Origin of the sequence: Fibrella aestuarina BUZ 2, from assembly GCF_000331105.1 — a bacterium.
In the GTDB taxonomy this organism is placed as follows: Bacteria; Bacteroidota; Bacteroidia; order Cytophagales; family Spirosomataceae; genus Fibrella; species Fibrella aestuarina.
Map to the genome: position 1 here is coordinate 5,868,019 of NC_020054.1, position 19,377 is coordinate 5,887,395.

Consider the following 19,377-nt stretch of genomic DNA (forward strand, 5'->3'; position numbering starts at 1 on the left):
CATGACCCTCCAACGCACCACCGAGGTCGACCATAGCCGTTTTTTGCGGATGGTCAGTTTCTGGCTCACCGTCATTCTGTTCATCAAACTGGGCGGCTTCTTTACGTGGAGCAACAACATCGCCATCACGCGGGTCATCAAAGTGATCAGCCGGATCGCCATGACGAGTTCCATCTGGTGGTTGTATCGGGTCATCATTAAACGCGGGGCGGTGGCGTCGTTTGGCTGGCAGCATAGCCTCTCGCCGCTGCTGTATTCGGCCTACCTGCTGCTTGGTTTCGTCTCCATCACCTGGTCCACCGACCCCGGCTATTCGGGGCTGCAATGGTTCATGGATTTCGAGGGGCTGGTGTTCTGCTATTACTTCATCGCCTGCTTTATCCTGCTCGACCATTTCTTTGCGGGGAGCATGGTGAAGATGTATCAGGTGGTCGGCAACGCCGTCATGATGATGATCTCCATCTTCCTGGTCGGCATGTACGTCGATCCCGACACCTTTTACCGGCTTACCCACGGTGGCGAAGAGGCCCGGCTCGGCGGGTTCATCATGAACCCCAATGAGCTCGGCATGCTCTGCGCGGTGGGCGTCTCCTGCTTCATCTTCAACTTCTACCGGCAGCACCGCGTCGTCTGGACGATCGTCAAGATCGGGTTGCTGATGTGGGCGATCGTCCTGACCGGCTCGCGCTCGTCGACCATCGGCTGTCTGCTGATCGCCTTTTTCCACATTCGGCAGTCGTCCAACACCCGCCTCAAGCTGATGATGTATGCCGGGGCCGTGCTGGCGGTGCCGGTAGCCGTGGAAAAGCTGCTGATCAAGGAAAACGGCGGTGGCCTCGACGAGGTGATGAGCATGACCGGCCGTCTGCCGTTCTGGACGGCGCTGATTACCGAAGGCCTCCCCCGGGCGCCTTTCTTCGGCTTCGGGTTTATGCGCATTGCCAAAACCGATTATTTCCAGGGCGAGCACGTATTCACCTACGCCGCCAAAATGACGCACAACACTTTCATTCAGGTGCTCATGAACCTGGGGTTTGTGGGCTTTACCATCGTCTTTTTCCAACTGCTGTTCACGATCCGGGGCTTTTTGCAGGTGGCCGAGCGCGAAAAGAGCCTTATCTGCGTGGGTATTCTCATTCCCATCATGATCAACTCCTTTACCGAGTTTGGCATTTTTGGCGAAACCAACTACGGCATCCTGTTCTATCAGCTCCTGATTTTTTACATCAGCCTGTCGGTCAATCCCCGCCTTACGCCCGGCGAACGGCTATACCTGCGCCGTCGTCGGCCCGAGTTGGTGGGTGCCTGACCGACCCTCTTTCCAGATTTTGGAATGGCTTTCCTGTCTTCGGAACGTACCAATCACGCCAGGGCCTCAATCCGCTTAATTACGCCTTTTTGGGCAACTGGCACAGAACTGGCAGAAGGCGCTGGCATGAGAACCCACCGCTACGCTGCCGATAGTCGGCTGATCAAAGCCGGCCTGAGAACCATCGGGTTGCCGTTGGCCTTTGCCCCCTCGGCCACCTACGATCAGCCCCTGCCCTGCCACCTGTACCGCAACCCGGACGGGAGCATCCGCTGGTTGTGGCCCAGCCACGCTACCCAGCCCGATTTCCTGCGTTTCTACCACCGCAGCAGCTGGCGCGCCCGGCTGTTTGTCTGGGTAGTCCAGTGGTTGTTCCGTTTGAAACTGGGCCGCTGGGTCGCGCACGACACACTGACGATGTACACCACCGAAGCGGGAACGGCTCTGCTGCAACACACCCGCGTCAGCCGCTGGGCGCTGTTCACGGGCACCGTCGGCCCCAATCGCAAGCTGGCTATCTGGTTCGATTCGTTTCGCGGGAAAAGCTGTTTCCTCAAAATCGCCCTGGCCGAACCCGCCATTCAGACGGTCCGCCGCGAAGCGCTGGCCTTGCAACAGCTACAGGCGCAGCCCTTCAGACTAGTCGACGTACCGGCCGTATTCGCCCATGGCCGGGGGATAGTATTGCAGGAAGACCTGGGCACGACCGAGATTCGGCCCGTCAACCAGTTGACCGATCTACCCACCGGGGTGATGCGGGAACTGGCCCGCCGGAACTGGCACCGGCAACCGCTGCGGCAGGCCGCCTTCTGGCAGCAGGCCCAGCAAACCCTGGCCGACCTGCGCGCCACCAACGACCCGCGCCTGCCGGTAACCCTGCTCGACAAGGCAGACCAGTTGATGCAACACCTCGACGGTCAGCCGTCGGTAGCGCTGGCGGCGGCCCATGGTGATTTTACGCCCTGGAACCTGTTGCTTCGCCATAACCGGCTGTGCGTGATCGACTGGGAATTGCAACACGACGCGCTACCGGGCCTTTACGACCTGTTTCACTTCATCTACCAGTCGCATATCCTGATCGGCAACCGGGGCTACCAGGCCATCCGGCAAACAATCGAGCGCACGCTGAATGAACCGGAATGGCAGCTTTTCTGCCAACAACAGGCCGTTGACCCGGACCTGGCCGAACTGCTCTACCTGGTCCACACGCTCACCTACTACCTTTCAATCTACAACCGGCAACCCAACTGGCACCGGCAGATTCACTGGCTACTCGCCACCTGGAACGACGCCCTCACACACTGGCTTCACCGGCGGCAGGTAGCCACCGACCGCCAGCTGCTGCTGGCTGATCTGGCGTTCTGGCTGCACGACCGCCCCCACGCCGCGCTCAAACTTCAGTGCGATCGGCTGGCCAACCTGCCCGACTCGTCGGATCTGGACCTGTGTCTGCCCCGCCCGGTCGCCGCCCAGCTCACCGCCTACCTGCGGCAACACCCGCTGGCGCATCACCTCGTGGCCGAGTCACGCACCTTCATGAACCAGCTGCATCTGTTTGGCGCCGATGGCTCCTGCCTGCACGTCGACCTGATCTGGCAATTCAAGCGCAAACAGCTCGATTTCATGCCCGCCGAACCCGTTTGGCAGGAAGCCACGCGGGCGAGCCACGGCCTGAACGTACCCAGCCTGCTGCACACGCAGACCTACCTCCGCCTGTTCTACGGCCTCAACAACGCCCCCCTGCCCGACCGCTACCGCCCCCTGTTTTCAACCCAGCCCGACAACGTACCCAGCCCGGCCGAACTGACGCGCGCCGTGCAGCAACGCCCTGCCAACCAGGGCTGCCGGGGCCTGCGCAACCGGCTGGCCTACGGCTGGGATACGCTCCGCTCCTTTGCCTTCCGGCGCGGCCTGATCGTTACGTTTAGCGGGGTCGACGGCGCAGGTAAATCAACAGTCATCGAGCAAACCCGCCACCAGATTGAGAAACGGCTGCGGCAACGGGTGGTGGTGCTGCGTCACCGCCCCTCGCTCCTGCCCATCCTGAGCGCCTGGCAGTACGGTAAAGCACAGGCCGAACAGCGGGCCGCCAGCACCCTGCCGCGGCAGGGCACCAACCAGAGCAGCCTCTCATCATTGCTACGCTTCGCCTACTACTACACCGACTATTTATTGGGGCAGTTTTACGTGCAGGTCAAGTACGTCTGGCGGGGGTACATCGTGCTCTACGACCGCTATTATTTCGACTTTATCAACGACGGCCGCCGCAGCAACATCAACCTGCCGACGGGGCTGGTGACGAGCCTGTACGGGCTGCTGCTGAAACCCCGGCTTAACGTGTTTCTGTATGCGCCCGCCGACGATATCCTGCGCCGCAAACAGGAACTCGACGCCGCTACCATCACCGAACTGACGGGGCAATACCTGCGGCTGTTTGAACGACTCCAGAAACGCTATCCGTCGTCGGAGTACCTACCGGTGCTCAACCAGCACCTGCCCCGCACTCTGAGTCAGATTTTCGACCGCATCCAGACCTATTCCCTATGAAAGCCCTGCTCGAACGAATCATCCGGCTGCGTAACCCGCAGTTTCGGCTCGCCCCGGCGCTGAGTGAGTACCTCCTCTGGGCCTTTGGCTGGCAGCAGGGGCTGGCGTTGCTGCGGGGTAGCCGGGTGCTGCTGCACGGGCGCAACCCCAAAGCGATGCTGCGGGGCCGGGGCGTCCGGTTCTTCAACCTGCCACAGATCCGCTGGGGTCGTTTTCTGAAGCTGGGCGACTACGTCTATTGTTCGGCGATCAGCACGGGCGGCATTCAGTTGGGTGATCACGTCAGCCTGGGTGCCTTCAGCCGCCTGGTCGTCTCCACTACCCTCGACAACCCCGGCCAGTTCATCCATCTGGGCGACCGCGTGGGCATTGGGGAGTTTGCCTACCTGGGTGGTGCGGGCGGGCTCGTCATCGGCGACGACTGCATCATCGGGCAGTATTTCAGTTGCCACCCTGAAAACCACCAGTTTGCCGATCCCGACGTACCCATCCGCCTCCAGGGCGTTGAGCGGCAACCCATCGTGATTGGGGCCAATTGCTGGATTGGCAGCAAGGTTACCGTGCTCAGCGGGGTCACCATCGGTGCGGGCAGCGTCGTGGCCGCCGGGGCCGTCGTCACCCAAAGCTTTCCACCTAACAGCCTGATCGGCGGCGTACCGGCCCGGCTGCTGCGCCCACGCACCCACGTACCCACCGACTCTGTCCGTATGGACGTACCCAGTACGGACGTACCCAGTATGAACGTACCTGACTCACTGTATGCCAACGGATAACCTACCCACCGTGCTGGTTACCACCTACGCCGTCAACCCCTACAAGGGGTCGGAAGACGGTATGGGCTGGCACTTTATCCTGCAAATTGCCCGTTACCAGCGGGTCATTGCCGTCACGCGGGCCAACAACCAGCCCGCCATCGAGCGCTATTGGGACGAGCACCCCGACCTGGACCCACTCCGGCAACGGATACAGTTCCTGTATTTCGACTGGCCCGCCTGGCTGCGTTTCTGGAAGAAGGGGCCGCTGCTGTCTATGATCTATTACTACGGCTGGCAGCTGAGCCTCGCCCTCTGGCTGCGGCGCAAAAAGCTCCCCGTCGACCTGGTGCATAACGTCAATTTCCACAACGACTGGACGCCCACGTTTCTGTGGCTGCTGGGTAAACCGCTCATCTGGGGGCCGGTTGGGCATCATCCGCCCGTTCCCACGGCCGAACTACGTACCCACGGCCGCAAAGCCTGGCTGCAAGACCGGCTGCTCTGGACGATGAAACGCGCCTTCTGGACGTTCGACCCGTGGCTGCGCCTGAGCAAGCGCCGCGCCGCCCACGTGCTCTGCATGAACGAGGCGGCGGCAACAGCCCTGCAACTGCCCGCTCACCGCTATAGCATCGTGCCGTCGGTGGCGTCACCGCCCGTTGGCCCGGCACCAGTAGCGACCGACCTCTTCCGGGTGTTATCGGTGGGGCGGTTTGTGGCCCTGAAAGGCTTCACCACCACCGTGCGGGCGTTTGCTCAGTTTTATCACCAGCTTACCCCCTCCGAGCAACTGCGCACCCGCCTCACGCTCGTGGGCAGTGGGCCCGCCGAACCGCTAATCCGGCGGTTGATCGCGCAGGAACGGATCGGGCACTGCACCGACCTCATCAACTGGTTGCCCAAAGACGAGGTAGCCGCCTGCTACCGCTCAGCGTCGGTGTTTCTGTTTCCGTCGCACGAAGGGGCGGGTATGGTGGTGGCCGAGGCCATGAGCTACGGCCTACCCGTTGTTTGCTGGGCCAACGAAGGCCCCGGTCGCTTTGTACACCCCGATTCGTCGCTGCGCGTACCCGATCATGACCTGGCCGCTGGTGCCGCCCAGATGGCCAGCCACCTGAGCGCGCTGTTGCGGCAACCCACCCATTACCAGCACGAACGCAGGCTGGCGCTGCATCGCTTCGAAACGGCCTTCGACTGGTCGGTACGGGGCGAGCAACTACATCAGATTTACCAAACTGTTTTATCCATAAACCCTTGCGTTACGCCACCGGTGCATGAAGACCAATCGTATCGTTGCCATCCACTTATTGAACGACTGGAGCGGTAGTCCGCTCGTTTTTCGGCAAGCCCTCGACGCCCTCCGGCACGACGGCTACAGCGTTAACCTCTTTACGGCCACGCCGGGCGGCTGTGGGTTCCTCAGCGACCTGCCCGGCGTTACGCTCCACCCCCTTCCCTACCGCTGGTCGCCGACCAGGCTCGTGACACTGCTGAACTACCTGCTCGTGCAGGGGCGGCTTTTTTTCAGGCTGCTGTTCTTCCTACGTTCGACCGATCGGGTCTACATCAACACGCTGCTGCCGTTTGGGGCCGCGCTGGCGGGCTGGCTGCGCGGGTGCGCGGTGGTGTATCACGTGCACGAGGTGAGCATCAAACCCCGCCTGCTGAAGGCGTGGCTCGTGGCCGTGGCGAACCAAACCGCCCGGCGAGCCTTGTTCGTATCGGCCTATACCCAACAGCAAACGGGCCTGCGCCGCCCCGCGAGCCAGCTCATCTACAACGCCCTGCCCGATTCATTTCTGCAACAGGCCCGGTCCATCAGCTCCCCCAACATGGTGTCGCCCTTTACGGCGCTGATGCTGTGTTCCAACAAAGCCTACAAAGGCATCCATGAGTTTGTGGGGTGCGCGCGCAGCCTGCCTCATATTCAATTCACGTTGGTGCTGAATGCGGGCGAAGCCGACGTCGACACGTTTGTGCGCACGGCGTCTCCCCCCGCCAACTGCTTCGTGTATTCGGCCCAGGCTGATACCATTCCGTTCTACCAGCAGGCGCACGTGGTGCTCAACCTGTCGCACCCCACGGCCTGGGTCGAAACCTTTGGGCTGACGATTCTGGAAGCGATGGCCTGCGGACGCCCCGTAATCACGCCCACCGTGGGTGGCATCTGCGAGCTGATCGACCACGGGAAGGAAGGCTTTCAGATCGACGTCAGGCAGTTGCCGGTGCTGGTAGAAACCCTGCGGCGGCTCTCGTCCGACGTTATCCTGTACCGCCAACTGGCCGCGGCCGCGCGCCAGCGGGCAGCTCAGTTCTCAACGCGTACGTTCCAGACCCGGCTGCTCAGCGCGTTTGCGGCGCTCGATCCATCGGCGGCCCTTGCCGATGCCGCGCACTTGCCCTACCCCGGTCCGGCGCAAAGCTAGTTGGTCAGGCGCGGGCTTTTAATTGCTCAACCACCACATTCATCACCCGATCGAGCTTATCGATCAGGGTTTCCAGCTCGGGCGAGGTCTGCCAGGTTTCGGCGTTGGCTTCAATCGCCCGGATGTCGGCGGTGAGGCTGCTGATTCCCATGTTATCGATCGACGGTTTGACACGGTGGGCCACCTTACGGACCTGCTCAAATTGCCCGGCGGCATAGGCAGCCCTGATCTCCTGCACCGACTCGGGGCCGTACCGCATGAACAGGTCGACCATCCGATCGACAAACGCCTGATTGCCTTTCGCCAGATTCATCACCGTCGACAGGTCGTATAGTGGCGGCTCGGGCGCGGCAGCGGGTAGCAAAGCAGCTTCAGCTTTTTCCAGCCACCGTACCACTATCGCCAGCAACTGTTCTTCGCTGAAGGGCTTGGCGAGGTAGTCGCTCAGACCCGCCCCGATGAACTTGGCGCTGTCGCCTTTTACGGCAAAGGCCGTCAGGGCAATGACCGGCAGTTGCGCGCTGATGTCGGCCCGGATGATCCGGGTGGCTTCCACGCCGTCCATCACGGGCATCTGAATATCCATCAGCACCAGGTCAAAAGCCTGTTGTTTCAGTTTATCGAGGGCATCAACGCCGTTTTGGGCTTCCTCAATGATGGCCCCATAGCTCGACAGCATGGTAGAAGCCACCAGGCGGTTCATCTCGTTATCGTCGGCAACCAGTATGCGTTTACCCAATAGCCGGTCGGTATCCGTAACCTCGGCCTCTTTGACGGGCAGCTTGTCGGGGTCGCCTTTGGGAAACGGCACCTGAAACGACACCGACGTACCCACGCCTTTTTTGCTTTTCACCTGCATGGTGCCGCCCATCAGCTCAACCAGATTGTGGCTGATGCTCAGGCCCAGCCCCGTCCCGCCAAACCGGCGCGTCACCGACTCATCTTCCTGCCGGAAGGTCTGGAAAATCCGTTTCGTAAAGGCCTCATCCATGCCAATGCCCGAATCGCTCACCGTCAGCTCAATTAACTGTTGATTCCGACTCCCTTTCAGCAGGTGGCAACTAACGTTGACGTGGCCCTTCTGGGTGAATTTGATGGCGTTTGACAGCAGGTTAAGCAGGATCTGGTTGAGCCGGTAGGGGTCGCCGAGCAGCACCGGGGCGATGCGTGGGTCGAAGAAGGCGTTGGTAAACAGCAACCCTTTTTCTTCCGCTTTGTGCACCATCACCTGCATGGCCCGGTCGATAACCTGTTTCGGCTCGAACCCGATTTTTTCGAGTGTCAGCTTGCCCGCCTCGATTTTCGACAGATCCAGAATATCATTAATGATAATCAGCAAGTTATCGGTAGCCGACTGAATGATCGACAGGTAATACTGCTGATCCGGATGCAGGCTCGTCTTCGACAGCCGGTTGGCCATGCCCATAATGGCGTTCATGGGTGTGCGAATTTCGTGGCTCATGTTGGCCAGGAATAATTCTTTAACCCGCGCCAGTTCCTCGGCGGCGTCCTTGGCTTTGGTCAACTCCAGTTCCAGTTCTTTCTGCCGGGTAATATCGATATGCGTACCGATAATTTTCAGCGGCTTATTGTCGCCGTCTTTTTCGGTCACGACCCCGCGGTCGAGCACCCAATGCACCGATTCGTCGCGGTGGATAATCCGGTATTCGTTGTGGTGGTGGCTGATCAACCCCAGCTTATACTGGCGGTCGTTTTCCTCGAGCAGACGCCGGTCGTCGGGGTGAACCCGGCTCCACCACAGCCCGGCCACGTCGATATGCTTGTCGAGTTGGTAGCCCAGCAGGTTATTGGATGGGTTTGAGAAATACGTTCTGCCCGTTCTGAAATCGTGCTCCCAGTAGTTGTCGCCTACGTTGGTGAGCGCCATCCGCAGCCGCTCTTCGTATTCTTTCAGTTTGCGCTGCGCTACTTTTTCGGCCGAAATATCCTCGATAATCGAGAAATAGTGCGTGACGGTACCTGCTTCGTCGGCCACCGGTTGCCCCTCGGTGCGACCCCAAAACCAACTGCCATCCTTGCGGTAGTGAATACCCTCTATGTCGAACGGGATGCCTTTTTCAAACGAATTGACCATCGTTTTGAGCGCTTCCCGGTCCGAAAAAGGCCCGCGGCAGAGTTCCATGGGCGTGCGGCCAATGATCTCGTCGTTGTCGTAGGCCGTGAGCCGGCAGAAGCCTTCGTTGCTCCAGAAGATCCGGCCGTCGCGCCCCACCAGCACCACCCCGTTCTTGTTGGCACTCGCCACCAGCGACAGCCGTTCCAGCTCGGTTTCTGCCTTTTTTCGGGCCGAAATATCCCGGATAAACGAACAGAAAAAAGTATCGTCGCCCTGGTTGACCGGGATGATGTACAGTTCGATGGGGAACAGGTCTCCAGCCCGGTTAATGGCGGGCAGCTCCATCTGTTTACCCAGCACGTCGCCGATACCGGTGGTGCGGTAGTTGGCCATGCCCGCTTCGTGCGCCGCCCGATGCGTTGGCGGAATGATGACCTCGGCTATTTTTCGGCCAATGACGTCGGCGGCAGCCCAGCCAAAAATTTTCTCGGCCTGCGGGTTCCAGAACGTAATTAACCCCTCGGTATCAATCGTGACGATGGCGTCCAGCGCGGCATTCATGATGAGCCGGTTTTTCAGCTCGCTCTGCACCAGCGCGTCCTGATTGGCCTTGCGCTCGGTGATGTCGGTATAGCTCCACAAATGCCCTTTGTAGGCGTCATCGATGTAGATCGGAATGTAGTCGCGCTGGTAGGTTTTACCCGTGGCCAGCTCCAGCATGTAGCCCTGCACCAGCCAGCGGTTGGCCAGCGTATTAGCCATGTCGCGGCTCACGACGTGGGGCGCTTTCGCCTGTTGGTTGATGCGGTCTGTCAGGACCTGACCGTGCGTGCCCGACAGTTGCTGAGGGGGCGTATCGATGCCAAACAGGTCGCAAAACACCTGATTGATAAACACCACCTGCTGCTGTTCGTCTTCGAGCACCACCCCGCTACGCATGTTGGCGATGAGCGAGGTAAAAACCTCTTCGGCGTTTTTTCGCTTCGATACCTGCTGGTTGAGCAGGCGGGCAATACCCAGCAAATCGTCGGCATCGTACTGAATATCAGCGCCGGAAATGGTACTGACAGCCTCGGTTAGTTTCTCGACGGATAATTTCTTGACGTCTAGTTCGTGCTGAAGCCGGTTGTTCAGCTGCACGTATTCGTCCTCGCTGATCGTGAAGGCGCGCTCGGCCAGTTCGCGGTCGCGCTCCAGGGCCCGGTACGACTCACTGACCACCTCCAGCAGGCGGGCCATCGCGGGCTCGGCCTGTAGGTCGTCGGGTAGATACCGGGCTATCTGCTTCTGTAACAGCTTATGGTAGCTCATAAAAAGCGGTGATCGTCATGGTCTGGTTGTGCAGCTGGCAACTGCCCCCCTCGTCGACGGGCGACAGTTCCCCATTGGCATAAAAACCGATGAGCGGCACCTGATGACCCAGTGTCTCGCTTACGGCTTCAACTTCCTCATCAATACGTGGGCCATAAATGAGTTTGCGCCCCACACAACTGACCAGCAACGCCAGCGCAGGTTCAACGCCACCGGGCAGGGCCGTCTGCTGGGCGGCGGTAGCGGCGGCGGCCGTCAGCCGGTCAAAATTGGCTTTCATGAAACGTACCCGCGCGCCCACCGGTACGTCGCCGGCAAACGTCATGGTTTTCTGAGCCTCGTCGATCGACAGGATGGTACGCACGACGGGTTTGTCTTCGCCCGGAATGGTTACCGACAGCGGAAAGTAGAGCGCCGCCCCCGGCAGGTGTTCCACATCCGGACCCAGGTATTTTTTGTACAGATCGAGCGCATTTTCGTGGCCGATTTCGTAGAGAACGTTACCGGTTGCGCGCGTGATTTCTTTTTCCAGCCCGAACATGGTCCAGCCACCCGCCGACCCGTGACCCACGAGCAGTTTCTGGCCGTAGAACCCGATGGCCGTTACCTGCCCGGCTACGGGCGGCCCGTTGAGGCCAACCAGCGTGGACTGAAACTTGGCCGCATCGCCCGCCAGACCACCCGTAATCAGGATGCGGCGGTCGTCGATGCAGAGGCCCTTCACCAGTTCGCTGCCATTGACCAGGGCTCCGTCGGCCAAGACCAGCACGTAGGCCAGGTCATCGGCAGGCAGTTGGCGGGCCAGTTGGCGGGCAGCGTCGAGGCTGGTCGCAAAGTCGCCGATATTGACGGAGGCCGTTCGCAGGCGGGTCGCCCCGAACGACAGCGCCACCGCCACCAGCGTATCGTCCTGCACCCGGTCGTGGTAGATCTCACCGGCGGTACTGCACAGAGCGATATCGGCCACCGGAAAACGGGCTCGCACGGTGTCGTAGATGGTAGTTGACGCCAACAAGTCCTTGGCCCCGAAGCATAGCACTAGTTGCGCCGCCTGATCGGTTGCCGACTTGCTGATGGTATGCGTGGACCATTGGTTGTCAGCATACTGGACGATAGACACGTGCATAGCGAAGGGGAAGGATGGAGTAACCGGCACAACTGCTACAAAATCAACGCCAACCTGCCTTACCCCTTCAAGCGGTTCATTTACGGCCAAAACGGCTTTTCACTCGTCCAGATTCTGGAAAAAAGTCCAGAATCTGGACGAGTGTGCCGGCTGGGTTACACTCGGTCTGAAGCCTGTCGGGCGCGTTCTCAAGCTGCGCTTAAAGGTGGATTAGCCGTGCCGAGTGCTCAGGTACGTTGCCCAGGTAGTGACCATGTGGCCGGGAACGTACCTGACCCGGCCGGGGCCGCTGAGAAGCGAGCCCGCGTCTGTTCCCTGCCTTTTCCTTTGTGGAATGGTTTTCCATAATCTGGAATAGCCCTGATGCTAAACACCCAAAAACAGCTCGATAGAGGCCTTTTCTGAGTTTGGCACGCCTTAGGCTATTGGGGGTAACATCAACAGGAAAAACCCATGAGTAAGACTACTGTAGCTATTATCGGAACCGTTGGCATTCCGGCCAAATACGGCGGTTTTGAAACCCTGGCCGAGCACCTGGTAGACCAGTTGGGCACTGAGCTGGACATGTCGGTCTACTGCACCACGAAGAAGTACGGCGCCGCCCAGCGACAGACCCACTACAAAGGCGCTCGCCTGATCTACCTGCCGTTTGATGCCAACGGCCTGCAAAGCATTATCTACGACTGCGTCAGCATCCTACACGCGCTCTTCTACGCCGACGTGCTGCTGATTCTGGGGGTGAGCGGGGGCATCATGCTGCCGTTTGTGCGGTGGTTTACCCGCAAGAAAATCATCATCTCAATCGATGGCATCGAGTGGAAGCGCAACAAATGGCGCAAGCTGGCCCGCTGGTATTTGTGGGCAGCCGAGTGGCTGGCCGTGCGTTACTCCCACGCCGACATTTCGGATAATGAGTCGATCCAGAACTACACCGCCATTCGGTACAAAACGCTGAGCCACATCATCGAATACGGCGCCGACCATACCCTGGCCGTGAAACCGACCAACGCCGATCGGGAGCAGTACCCGTTTCTGGCCAATCCGTATGCGTTTACCGTCTGCCGTATCGAGCCCGAAAACAACATTCACCTGGTGTTGGAGGCCTTCGCTCAATTGCCGCGGCATCGGCTGGTGATGGTGGGCAACTGGACCAACAGCGACTACGGATCTCAGTTGCGCGAGCAGTACCGCGGGGTTGAGAACCTGCTGTTGCTCGACCCGATCTACGATCAGCGGCAGCTCGATTTGCTCCGCAGCAACTGCCTCGTCTACATCCACGGCCATAGTGCGGGCGGCACCAACCCGTCGCTGGTCGAAGCCATGTACCTTGGCCTGCCGGTCATTGCCTTCGATGTCACCTACAACCGGACGACTACCGAAAACCGGGCGCTCTTCTTCAAAACGGCCAACGAACTGGTGCGGCACATTCAGCGCACGTCGATCGCCGACCTGAAATACCAGGCGGCCGTCATGAAAACCATTGCCCATCGGCGGTATACTTGGTCGGTGATTGCGCAGAAATATGCCTTTCTGGTTCGCACCGTCATGCAGACTTCAGCCAAAAGCACCCTCATCTCGAAAGCCGGTCGGCAGTTACCCGCTCACTGGCTTGTCGAATCGGAACTGGCGCACCTGAGCACGCCCGCTTACTTCTATGAATAAGACCTTGTTACGCTTATCCAACTGATTCAACACGCTTGTCCAACTATTATTTTTTCATACGCACCTCATGCACCTGAACGTACCCACCTTCGCTACCTTACTGACCGGCTTCGCCCTTGGTCTGGGCCTATGCTGGCTGCTGCTCCCACTCCTGATCCGGGTTAGCCCGGTCGTTGGCCTGGTCGATCGGCCTAACAGCCGTAAAGTTCACCAGAAGCTGATCCCGGCCATTGGCGGGCTGGCTATCGGCCTGACGCTGCTGCTGACGACCTTACTTTACTGGCCGCTCCAACAGCTCTTCGGTGACAACAGCGCCCTCGCCTTGGCACTGCTGGTGCTGATGATCACCGGCGTGCTCGACGATCGGCTCAACCTGCGGGCAACCATCCGGCTGCTCATTCAGATCGGCTGCGCGCTGCTGGTGGCCCACTACGGCATCCGGCTCACCTCATTGCACGGCCTGTTTGGCATCACGGCCCTACCTGTAGCGGTGCAATATGGCCTGACGGTGCTGATTCTGACGGGGATGGCCAACGCTTTCAACCTCATCGATGGCGTCGATGGGCTGGCGGGCAGCCTGGCACTCATCAACATGGTGCTCCTGGGTACGTTGGCGGTCGTCCTGGGGCAACCCCACTGGCTGTTACTGCTTGGCCCACTCACGGGCGCATTACTGGCTTTCCTGCGGTTCAACTGGCGCCCCGCCCGGCTGTTTATGGGCGATGGCGGCTCGGTAGTGCTGGGGTTTCTGACGGCCGCGCTGGGGATAGCCCTGCTGGAAGGAGCCTATCGGCAGGCCGCCCCCTACGCCCCGCAAGCGGTCATCCTCATTACGGCCAGTTGCCTCATCCCGATCATCGATGCGCTACGGGTCTTCGGTAGCCGCATGCTCAAAGGTCTATCGCCATTTACGCCCGACCGGAACCACATGCATCACTGGTTACTGAAGCACCGATTCGCCCATTCGCAGATCACGCTCCGGCTGGTGGGCGTTCATGCCCTGGTGATGGCTATTTCCTGGGTCGGCTCGTTCGCCCTAAGCATTTCTAGCATCTTTTTGCTTCAGGTCGGCCTCATTATTGCCTACACGACATTTATCCAACTTAGCCATTCCTTTCTTAAAAGTTACCGGCTTGTCAGAAAATTAGAAACGATCTAGCGCTTGTGGGTAGTTTTTGTTAACTTAGTAAATATGAGCCTATTTACATAGAATAAGCCGCTCAGATTGGCCTGTTTCAGCCTCCCGAGCCCAAATTCTGGCACGATACTGGCACAATTATTATATACTTCAGAGTCTGTAAGATCGTCCGACTGACACCATGACGCCTGCTAGTCCCTACCGTATTTTTATCGTCGAAGACGACCCCTGGTACGGAGAAGTGCTCAAGTATCACTTGTCAATGAATCCCGACTATGAGTTGCATCGATTCGTCACGGGTGAGGCTTGTCTGAAGCACCTGCGCCAGAGCCCGCCGCACCTGATTACCATGGACTACTCGTTGCCCGACATCAACGGGGCCGACTTGTTGCGCCAGATTCGGGAGCAACTACCCGATACGCCCGTGATCGTTATCAGCGGGCAGCAGGACGTCGAAACGGCGGTCGGGTTGTTGCAGGCTGGGGTGCATGACTATTTCGTGAAAGACGACCGCACGAAAGACCTGCTCTGGAATGCTATCCTGAAGATCCGGGAAAACCAGAACCTGAAACGGGAAATCGAGCAATTGCGCGAGGCGTTGGGCCAGAAATACGATTTCGGCAACCTGCTGATCGGGAATAGCCCAGCCATTCGGAATGTCTTTACGCTGATCCAGAAAGCCGTTCGCACCAACATCAACGTGTCGATCTCGGGCGAGACAGGCACGGGTAAAGAGTTGGTCGCCAAATCGATTCACTACCACTCCGACCGGCGAAAAAAACCGTTCGTGGCGGTCAACATGGCGGCCATCCCGCGCGAACTAACGGAAAGCGAACTCTTTGGCCATGAAAAAGGCGCCTTCACGGGGGCCGCCAGCCGCAAAATCGGTCGGTTTGAAGAAGCCAACAAAGGCACGCTCTTTCTGGACGAAGTAGCTGAAATGGACCTGACCCTGCAAAGCAAGCTGCTGCGGGTACTGCAGGAGCGTGAGTTGGTGCGGGTGGGCGGCAACGAGCGGATTCAGCTCGACATCCGGCTGGTGGTGGCTTCGCACAAAAACCTGCTCGACGAAGTGCGGCAGGGGCGTTTCCGCGAGGATCTGTACTACCGGCTCATGGGCCTGCCCATTGTGCTGCCGCCCCTGCGCGACCGGGCCACCGACGTGCTGCTGCTGGCGCGGCATTTTCTGGATGAATTCTGCAAAGACAATCACCTCACCTCGCCGGCCATTTCCCCCGCCGCAACCGACAAACTGTTGCAGTACAGCTTTCCGGGCAACGTGCGGGAGTTGAAGGCCGTTATGCAGATGGCAGCCGTCATGTGCGACGGGCAGGAGATCAGGCCCGACGACCTGATGCTGACGTCGGGCTCGGACGAGTCGGTGGTGGGTGCCGAAGGCAAGACACTCCGCCAGTATACCATCCAGATCATCAAATCGTACCTGAGTAAATATGATAACAACGTTGTACTCGTAGCCGAAAAACTAGACGTTGGCAAGTCAACGATTTATAAAATGATTCAGAACAATGAGCTGACACTGGCCTAACCGGTGTGGGCTCGTTGATGACGTCGCGTGGGTATGAAACAGGTATTGGTTAGCCCCTCTGGTGAGCCTGCATCCGCTCACCAGCAGTTGCTCGACGAGATTGAGCGGTTGCGGGCCGAGCAACAGCGGCTCGAACAGACCGTTTGTACGCTACAGGCCGAAAACGCCCGGCTCAACGAGCACTGGCCAAAGCTGCTGGCGGGGCTGGGCGACACCAGTTGGTCGTATGATCTGCAAACCGATGAGCTCACCCGCTCACCGGCCTACTACCAACAGCTCGGCTACCTTACCGAAACGCCCGACTGGCTCACGCTGCTACACCCGCAGGACAGACCCTCCTGGGAGTATGAGCTGGCAACCTGCCGCCAGGACCATCAGCCGTACTTCAGCGTAACGTACCGCGTTCGCGCTCAGGATGGTACCTATGCCTACCGGTTTGACCTGGGGTACGTCTCTACCTCGTCGGACAATGTCCGCAGCCTCCGTGGGGTTTCGGGTTCGCTCACGGTGCCGGGTCAGTTACAGCAACCCCTGAGCCGGATGGCCAGCCGCCTCACCAACCTGATGGGCCAATTGCAGGACGGGCTACTGCTGGAAGACGAACACCGCCACATTGTGCTGGTCAACCAGTATTTCTGCGACCTGTTTGGCGTGCCCCTCTCGCCACAGCAACTGACCGGCATCGACTGCTCGGGGATGGCCGAGCAGAGTAAATCGCTCTTCAGCGATCCCGAGGGGTTTGTGGCACGGGTGGCGCAGTTGCTGCACGACCGGAAACCGGTCTTGGGCGACGAACTGGAACTGGCCGATGGCCGCATTTTTGAGCGCGACTACATCCCACTCTTCAACGACGAGCAGTATACGGGTCACCTCTGGAAATACACCGACATCACCCGCCGGAAACGGGCCGAAAACGCCGCCCTCCACCAGAAAGAAAAGTACCAGCGCATCATCGAAAACATGAACCTCGGCCTGATCGAGGTGGATCTGGATGAGCGCATCGTGTATACCAACCAGAGCTTCTGCGCCATGAGCGGCTACGAGCCCGACGAACTAATTGGGCAGATTGCGACGGACAGGCTGTTGCGCGGGCAGCATGTCCAGATCATGAAGGAGAAAAACAACAGTCGGCTGGAAGGCATTGTTGATACCTACGAAGTGGCCATCAAGAATAAGCGCGGCGAGGCCATGTGGTGGCTCATCAGCGGCGCTCCCCTCTACTCCGACGATGGCGCGGTGATTGGGTCGACGGGTATTCACCTCGACATCACGAAGCAAAAACAGCTCGAATCGGACCTGCGCGTGGCTAAGGAAGCGGCCGAAGACTCGTCGCGGGCAAAAGTGCTCTTTCTGGCTAATATGAGCCACGAGATCCGCACGCCCATGAACGCCATCCTGAGCCTGGGTCAACAACTCACCAAAACGACGCTCTCCGACAAGCAACAGTTTCTGCTCAGCATGATCAACTCTGCGGCCAGTAACCTGCTGGTCATCCTGAACGACATTCTCGACTTCTCCAAGATTGAAGCGGGGCAACTCTCGTTGGAACAGATCGGTTTCAACCTGCCCAACCTGCTCCAGTCTGCCGCCCAGGTGCTGACCGGTCAGGCCGACGAAAAAGGCCTCCGGCTGAATACCCGCACCGATGCCGACATTGCGCCGGTGGTGCTCGGCGATCCCTACCGGCTCAACCAGATTCTGTTCAACCTGCTGGGCAACGCCATCAAATTCACCGAAACGGGCAGCGTCACCCTCGATTGCCAGGGTTACCAGCAGGGCAACCGGCAGTTTGTCAACATCAAGGTAATCGACACGGGCATTGGCATCGAACCCGCTTTTCAGGAAAAAATCTTCAACAAGTTTACGCAGGAGGATGGCAGCATTGGCCGTCGGTATGGCGGCACGGGGCTGGGGATGAGCATCACCAAGCAACTCGTCGATATGATGGGCGGCACCATCAGCGTAGACAGCCGGCCGGGCAAGGGCACCACGGTTCAGGTGCTCATCAGCTTCGCCATTGGCCAGCCCGCCAGCCTGACGCCCCCCACCCAGGTGACGCCACCCGACGATTTCCTGCGGAAAAAGCGCATTCTGCTGGTCGAAGACAACGAGATGAACCGGATGGTCGTCCAGATGATCCTCGAATCCTACGGCCCCACGATTGTGGAGGCTGTCAACGGCCAGAAAGCCATCGAAGCCCTCCGCGCCGAATCGTTTGATCTGGTGCTGATGGACGTGCAGATGCCCATCATGGATGGCCTCGAAGCTACCCGGCTGATCCGCCGGGAGATCAGCACCACGCTCCCCATCGTTGCCCTTACGGCCAGTGTGATCCGCAGCGAGCAGGAAGAGTGCTTCCAGGCCGGCATGAACGACTTTCTGGGCAAACCGTTCGACGAAAAAGACCTGATTGCCCAACTCACCAAGTGGCTAAATCCGCCCCAACCGGCCAACGCAGTCCCTGCCCCCCTCTACAACCTGGAGAAGCTGGAGCTGATCAGCCGGGGCAGCGAGGATTTCATTCGGCAGATGGTGCAGTTGTTTTGCACCGAAACGCCCACCACCGCCACGCAGATCCGCGACGCCTGCGCGGCTGGTGATTTCAAACGGGTGAAGTACCTGGCGCATCGCATCAAACCGTCCGTCGATAATATGGGCGTTGTGGCGCAGGTCGAGGTGGTGCGCCGGATTGAGGAACTGGCCCAAATCGGCGACGATTCCGATGAGTTGCGCGCACTCGTTAGTAGCTTTGACGAGGCAATCCACGAGGTGGTAAAGCAGATGCAGGCGCGACAGTGGTAGGCCACGCCGCGCCTGGTTGCTCGCCTCCGTGGGTACGTCTACCCAGACGGATAGGCCACAAACGCGTTCACCTATGTCGTTCCTGTATATTAAAGCCATTCACATCATCTTCGTCGTGACGTGGTTCGCCGGGCTGTTCTACATGCCCCGGCTGTTTATTTATTACACCGAAGCCGCCGAGCAGCCCGAACCGGCGCGGCAGGCCTTGCAGGCCCAGCTGAGCCTGATGCAGCGCCGGCTGTGGTACGGTATCACCTGGCCATCGGCGGTCGTGACGCTGATCATGGGCCTGAGCACCTGGTACAACTACGGCGCCACGCCCACCTGGCTGATTTACAAGCTGTGCTTTGTGGCGTTACTGTATGCTTACCACCTGTCCTGTCACGTCATTTTCAGGCAGCAGCAACGGGGCGTGTTGCGCTACACCTCCATGCAATTGCGCATCTGGAACGAAGTAGCTACAATTTTCCTCGTCAGCATCGTATTCCTGGTCGTGCTGAAAGATGCGCTCAGTATGCTGTGGGGTATACTCGGGCTGATCGCGTTTATCGGGCTGCTGCTGGCCGGTATCCGCATCTACCGCCGGGTACGTAGCGGGAAGTAAACTAAAATCCCCCGGCGGCAGGGTGTATGATCGAGCAACCCTGATTCGCTCGGTTATACACCCTGCCGCCGGGG

General features: G+C 59.3%; 12 protein-coding genes. 10 read left to right on the plus strand and 2 right to left on the minus strand.

What is annotated here, in order from left to right:
- The first annotated feature begins 1 nt into the window (after position 1).
- The 5 genes from FAES_RS24300 to FAES_RS24320 all read left to right on the plus strand — a co-directional run bounded on the left by FAES_RS24300 (position 2) and on the right by FAES_RS24320 (position 7,037).
- A complete protein-coding gene (locus tag FAES_RS24300) occupies positions 2 to 1,309 on the plus strand; it encodes an O-antigen ligase family protein (protein WP_015333852.1) in 1,308 nt (435 codons plus the stop codon).
- A gap of 126 nt (positions 1,310 to 1,435) precedes the next feature.
- Positions 1,436 to 3,856 (plus strand): hypothetical protein, encoded by a 2,421-nt coding sequence (locus FAES_RS24305; protein WP_041258359.1) that lies wholly within the window; start codon positions 1,436 to 1,438, stop codon positions 3,854 to 3,856.
- Positions 3,853 to 4,629: an acyltransferase gene (locus FAES_RS24310; protein WP_015333854.1), complete on the plus strand. Its 777-nt coding sequence runs from the start codon at positions 3,853 to 3,855 to the stop codon at positions 4,627 to 4,629. Before FAES_RS24305 ends, FAES_RS24310 begins: the two co-directional genes overlap by 4 nt.
- Positions 4,616 to 5,938 (plus strand): glycosyltransferase, encoded by a 1,323-nt coding sequence (locus tag FAES_RS24315; protein WP_015333855.1) that lies wholly within the window; start codon positions 4,616 to 4,618, stop codon positions 5,936 to 5,938. The genes FAES_RS24310 and FAES_RS24315 overlap by 14 nt, the downstream gene beginning before the upstream one ends.
- Entirely contained in the window at positions 5,886 to 7,037 is a 1,152-nt protein-coding gene (locus FAES_RS24320; RefSeq protein ID WP_015333856.1) for a glycosyltransferase family 4 protein, read from the plus strand. The genes FAES_RS24315 and FAES_RS24320 overlap by 53 nt, the downstream gene beginning before the upstream one ends.
- A gap of 4 nt (positions 7,038 to 7,041) precedes the next feature.
- On the opposite strand, the gene FAES_RS24325 is transcribed toward FAES_RS24320, so the two are convergent.
- The gene (locus FAES_RS24325) at positions 7,042 to 10,425 is read right to left on the minus strand and encodes a PAS domain S-box protein (protein WP_015333857.1); all 3,384 of its coding nucleotides are present in this window, start codon (positions 10,423 to 10,425) and stop codon (positions 7,042 to 7,044) included.
- Entirely contained in the window at positions 10,412 to 11,551 is a 1,140-nt protein-coding gene (locus tag FAES_RS24330; RefSeq protein ID WP_015333858.1) for an FIST signal transduction protein, read from the minus strand. The genes FAES_RS24325 and FAES_RS24330 overlap by 14 nt, the downstream gene beginning before the upstream one ends.
- A 453-nt stretch (positions 11,552 to 12,004) precedes the next feature.
- Here FAES_RS24330 and FAES_RS24335 point away from each other — a divergent pair, with 453 nt between their 5' ends.
- The 5 genes from FAES_RS24335 to FAES_RS24355 all read left to right on the plus strand — a co-directional run bounded on the left by FAES_RS24335 (position 12,005) and on the right by FAES_RS24355 (position 19,303).
- Positions 12,005 to 13,213, plus strand: coding sequence for a DUF1972 domain-containing protein (locus FAES_RS24335; protein ID WP_015333859.1), 1,209 nt, complete (start codon positions 12,005 to 12,007; stop codon positions 13,211 to 13,213).
- A gap of 67 nt (positions 13,214 to 13,280) precedes the next feature.
- On the plus strand, positions 13,281 to 14,372 hold the full coding sequence (locus FAES_RS24340) for an MraY family glycosyltransferase (protein WP_015333860.1): 1,092 nt from the start codon (positions 13,281 to 13,283) through the stop codon (positions 14,370 to 14,372).
- A gap of 160 nt (positions 14,373 to 14,532) precedes the next feature.
- Positions 14,533 to 15,897 (plus strand): sigma-54-dependent transcriptional regulator, encoded by a 1,365-nt coding sequence (locus FAES_RS24345; protein WP_015333861.1) that lies wholly within the window; start codon positions 14,533 to 14,535, stop codon positions 15,895 to 15,897.
- 33 nt (positions 15,898 to 15,930) lie between these two features.
- Positions 15,931 to 18,699 carry a response regulator gene (locus FAES_RS24350; RefSeq protein WP_015333862.1) on the plus strand — a complete coding sequence of 923 codons (2,769 nt, stop codon included), beginning with the start codon at positions 15,931 to 15,933 and terminating at the stop codon, positions 18,697 to 18,699.
- Positions 18,700 to 18,772: 73 nt separating this feature from the next.
- Positions 18,773 to 19,303, plus strand: coding sequence for a CopD family protein (locus tag FAES_RS24355; RefSeq protein WP_015333863.1), 531 nt, complete (start codon positions 18,773 to 18,775; stop codon positions 19,301 to 19,303).
- Positions 19,304 to 19,377: the final 74 nt, after the last annotated feature.

Bases quoted from the DNA above. Each gene is read 5' to 3' on its own strand.
- FAES_RS24355 (WP_015333863.1), top strand. From the start codon at position 18,773: ATGTCGTTCCTGTATATTAAAGCCATTCACATCATCTTCGTCGTGACG.
- FAES_RS24320 (WP_015333856.1), top strand. From the start codon at position 5,886: ATGAAGACCAATCGTATCGTTGCCATCCACTTATTGAACGACTGGAGC.
- FAES_RS24340 (WP_015333860.1), top strand. From the start codon at position 13,281: ATGCACCTGAACGTACCCACCTTCGCTACCTTACTGACCGGCTTCGCC.
- FAES_RS24330 (WP_015333858.1), bottom strand. From the start codon at position 11,551: ATGCACGTGTCTATCGTCCAGTATGCTGACAACCAATGGTCCACGCAT.
- FAES_RS24310 (WP_015333854.1), top strand. From the start codon at position 3,853: ATGAAAGCCCTGCTCGAACGAATCATCCGGCTGCGTAACCCGCAGTTT.
- FAES_RS24325 (WP_015333857.1), bottom strand. From the start codon at position 10,425: ATGAGCTACCATAAGCTGTTACAGAAGCAGATAGCCCGGTATCTACCC.
- FAES_RS24300 (WP_015333852.1), top strand. From the start codon at position 2: ATGACCCTCCAACGCACCACCGAGGTCGACCATAGCCGTTTTTTGCGG.
- FAES_RS24335 (WP_015333859.1), top strand. From the start codon at position 12,005: ATGAGTAAGACTACTGTAGCTATTATCGGAACCGTTGGCATTCCGGCC.
- FAES_RS24350 (WP_015333862.1), top strand. From the start codon at position 15,931: ATGAAACAGGTATTGGTTAGCCCCTCTGGTGAGCCTGCATCCGCTCAC.
- FAES_RS24315 (WP_015333855.1), top strand. From the start codon at position 4,616: ATGCCAACGGATAACCTACCCACCGTGCTGGTTACCACCTACGCCGTC.
- FAES_RS24345 (WP_015333861.1), top strand. From the start codon at position 14,533: ATGACGCCTGCTAGTCCCTACCGTATTTTTATCGTCGAAGACGACCCC.
- FAES_RS24305 (WP_041258359.1), top strand. From the start codon at position 1,436: ATGAGAACCCACCGCTACGCTGCCGATAGTCGGCTGATCAAAGCCGGC.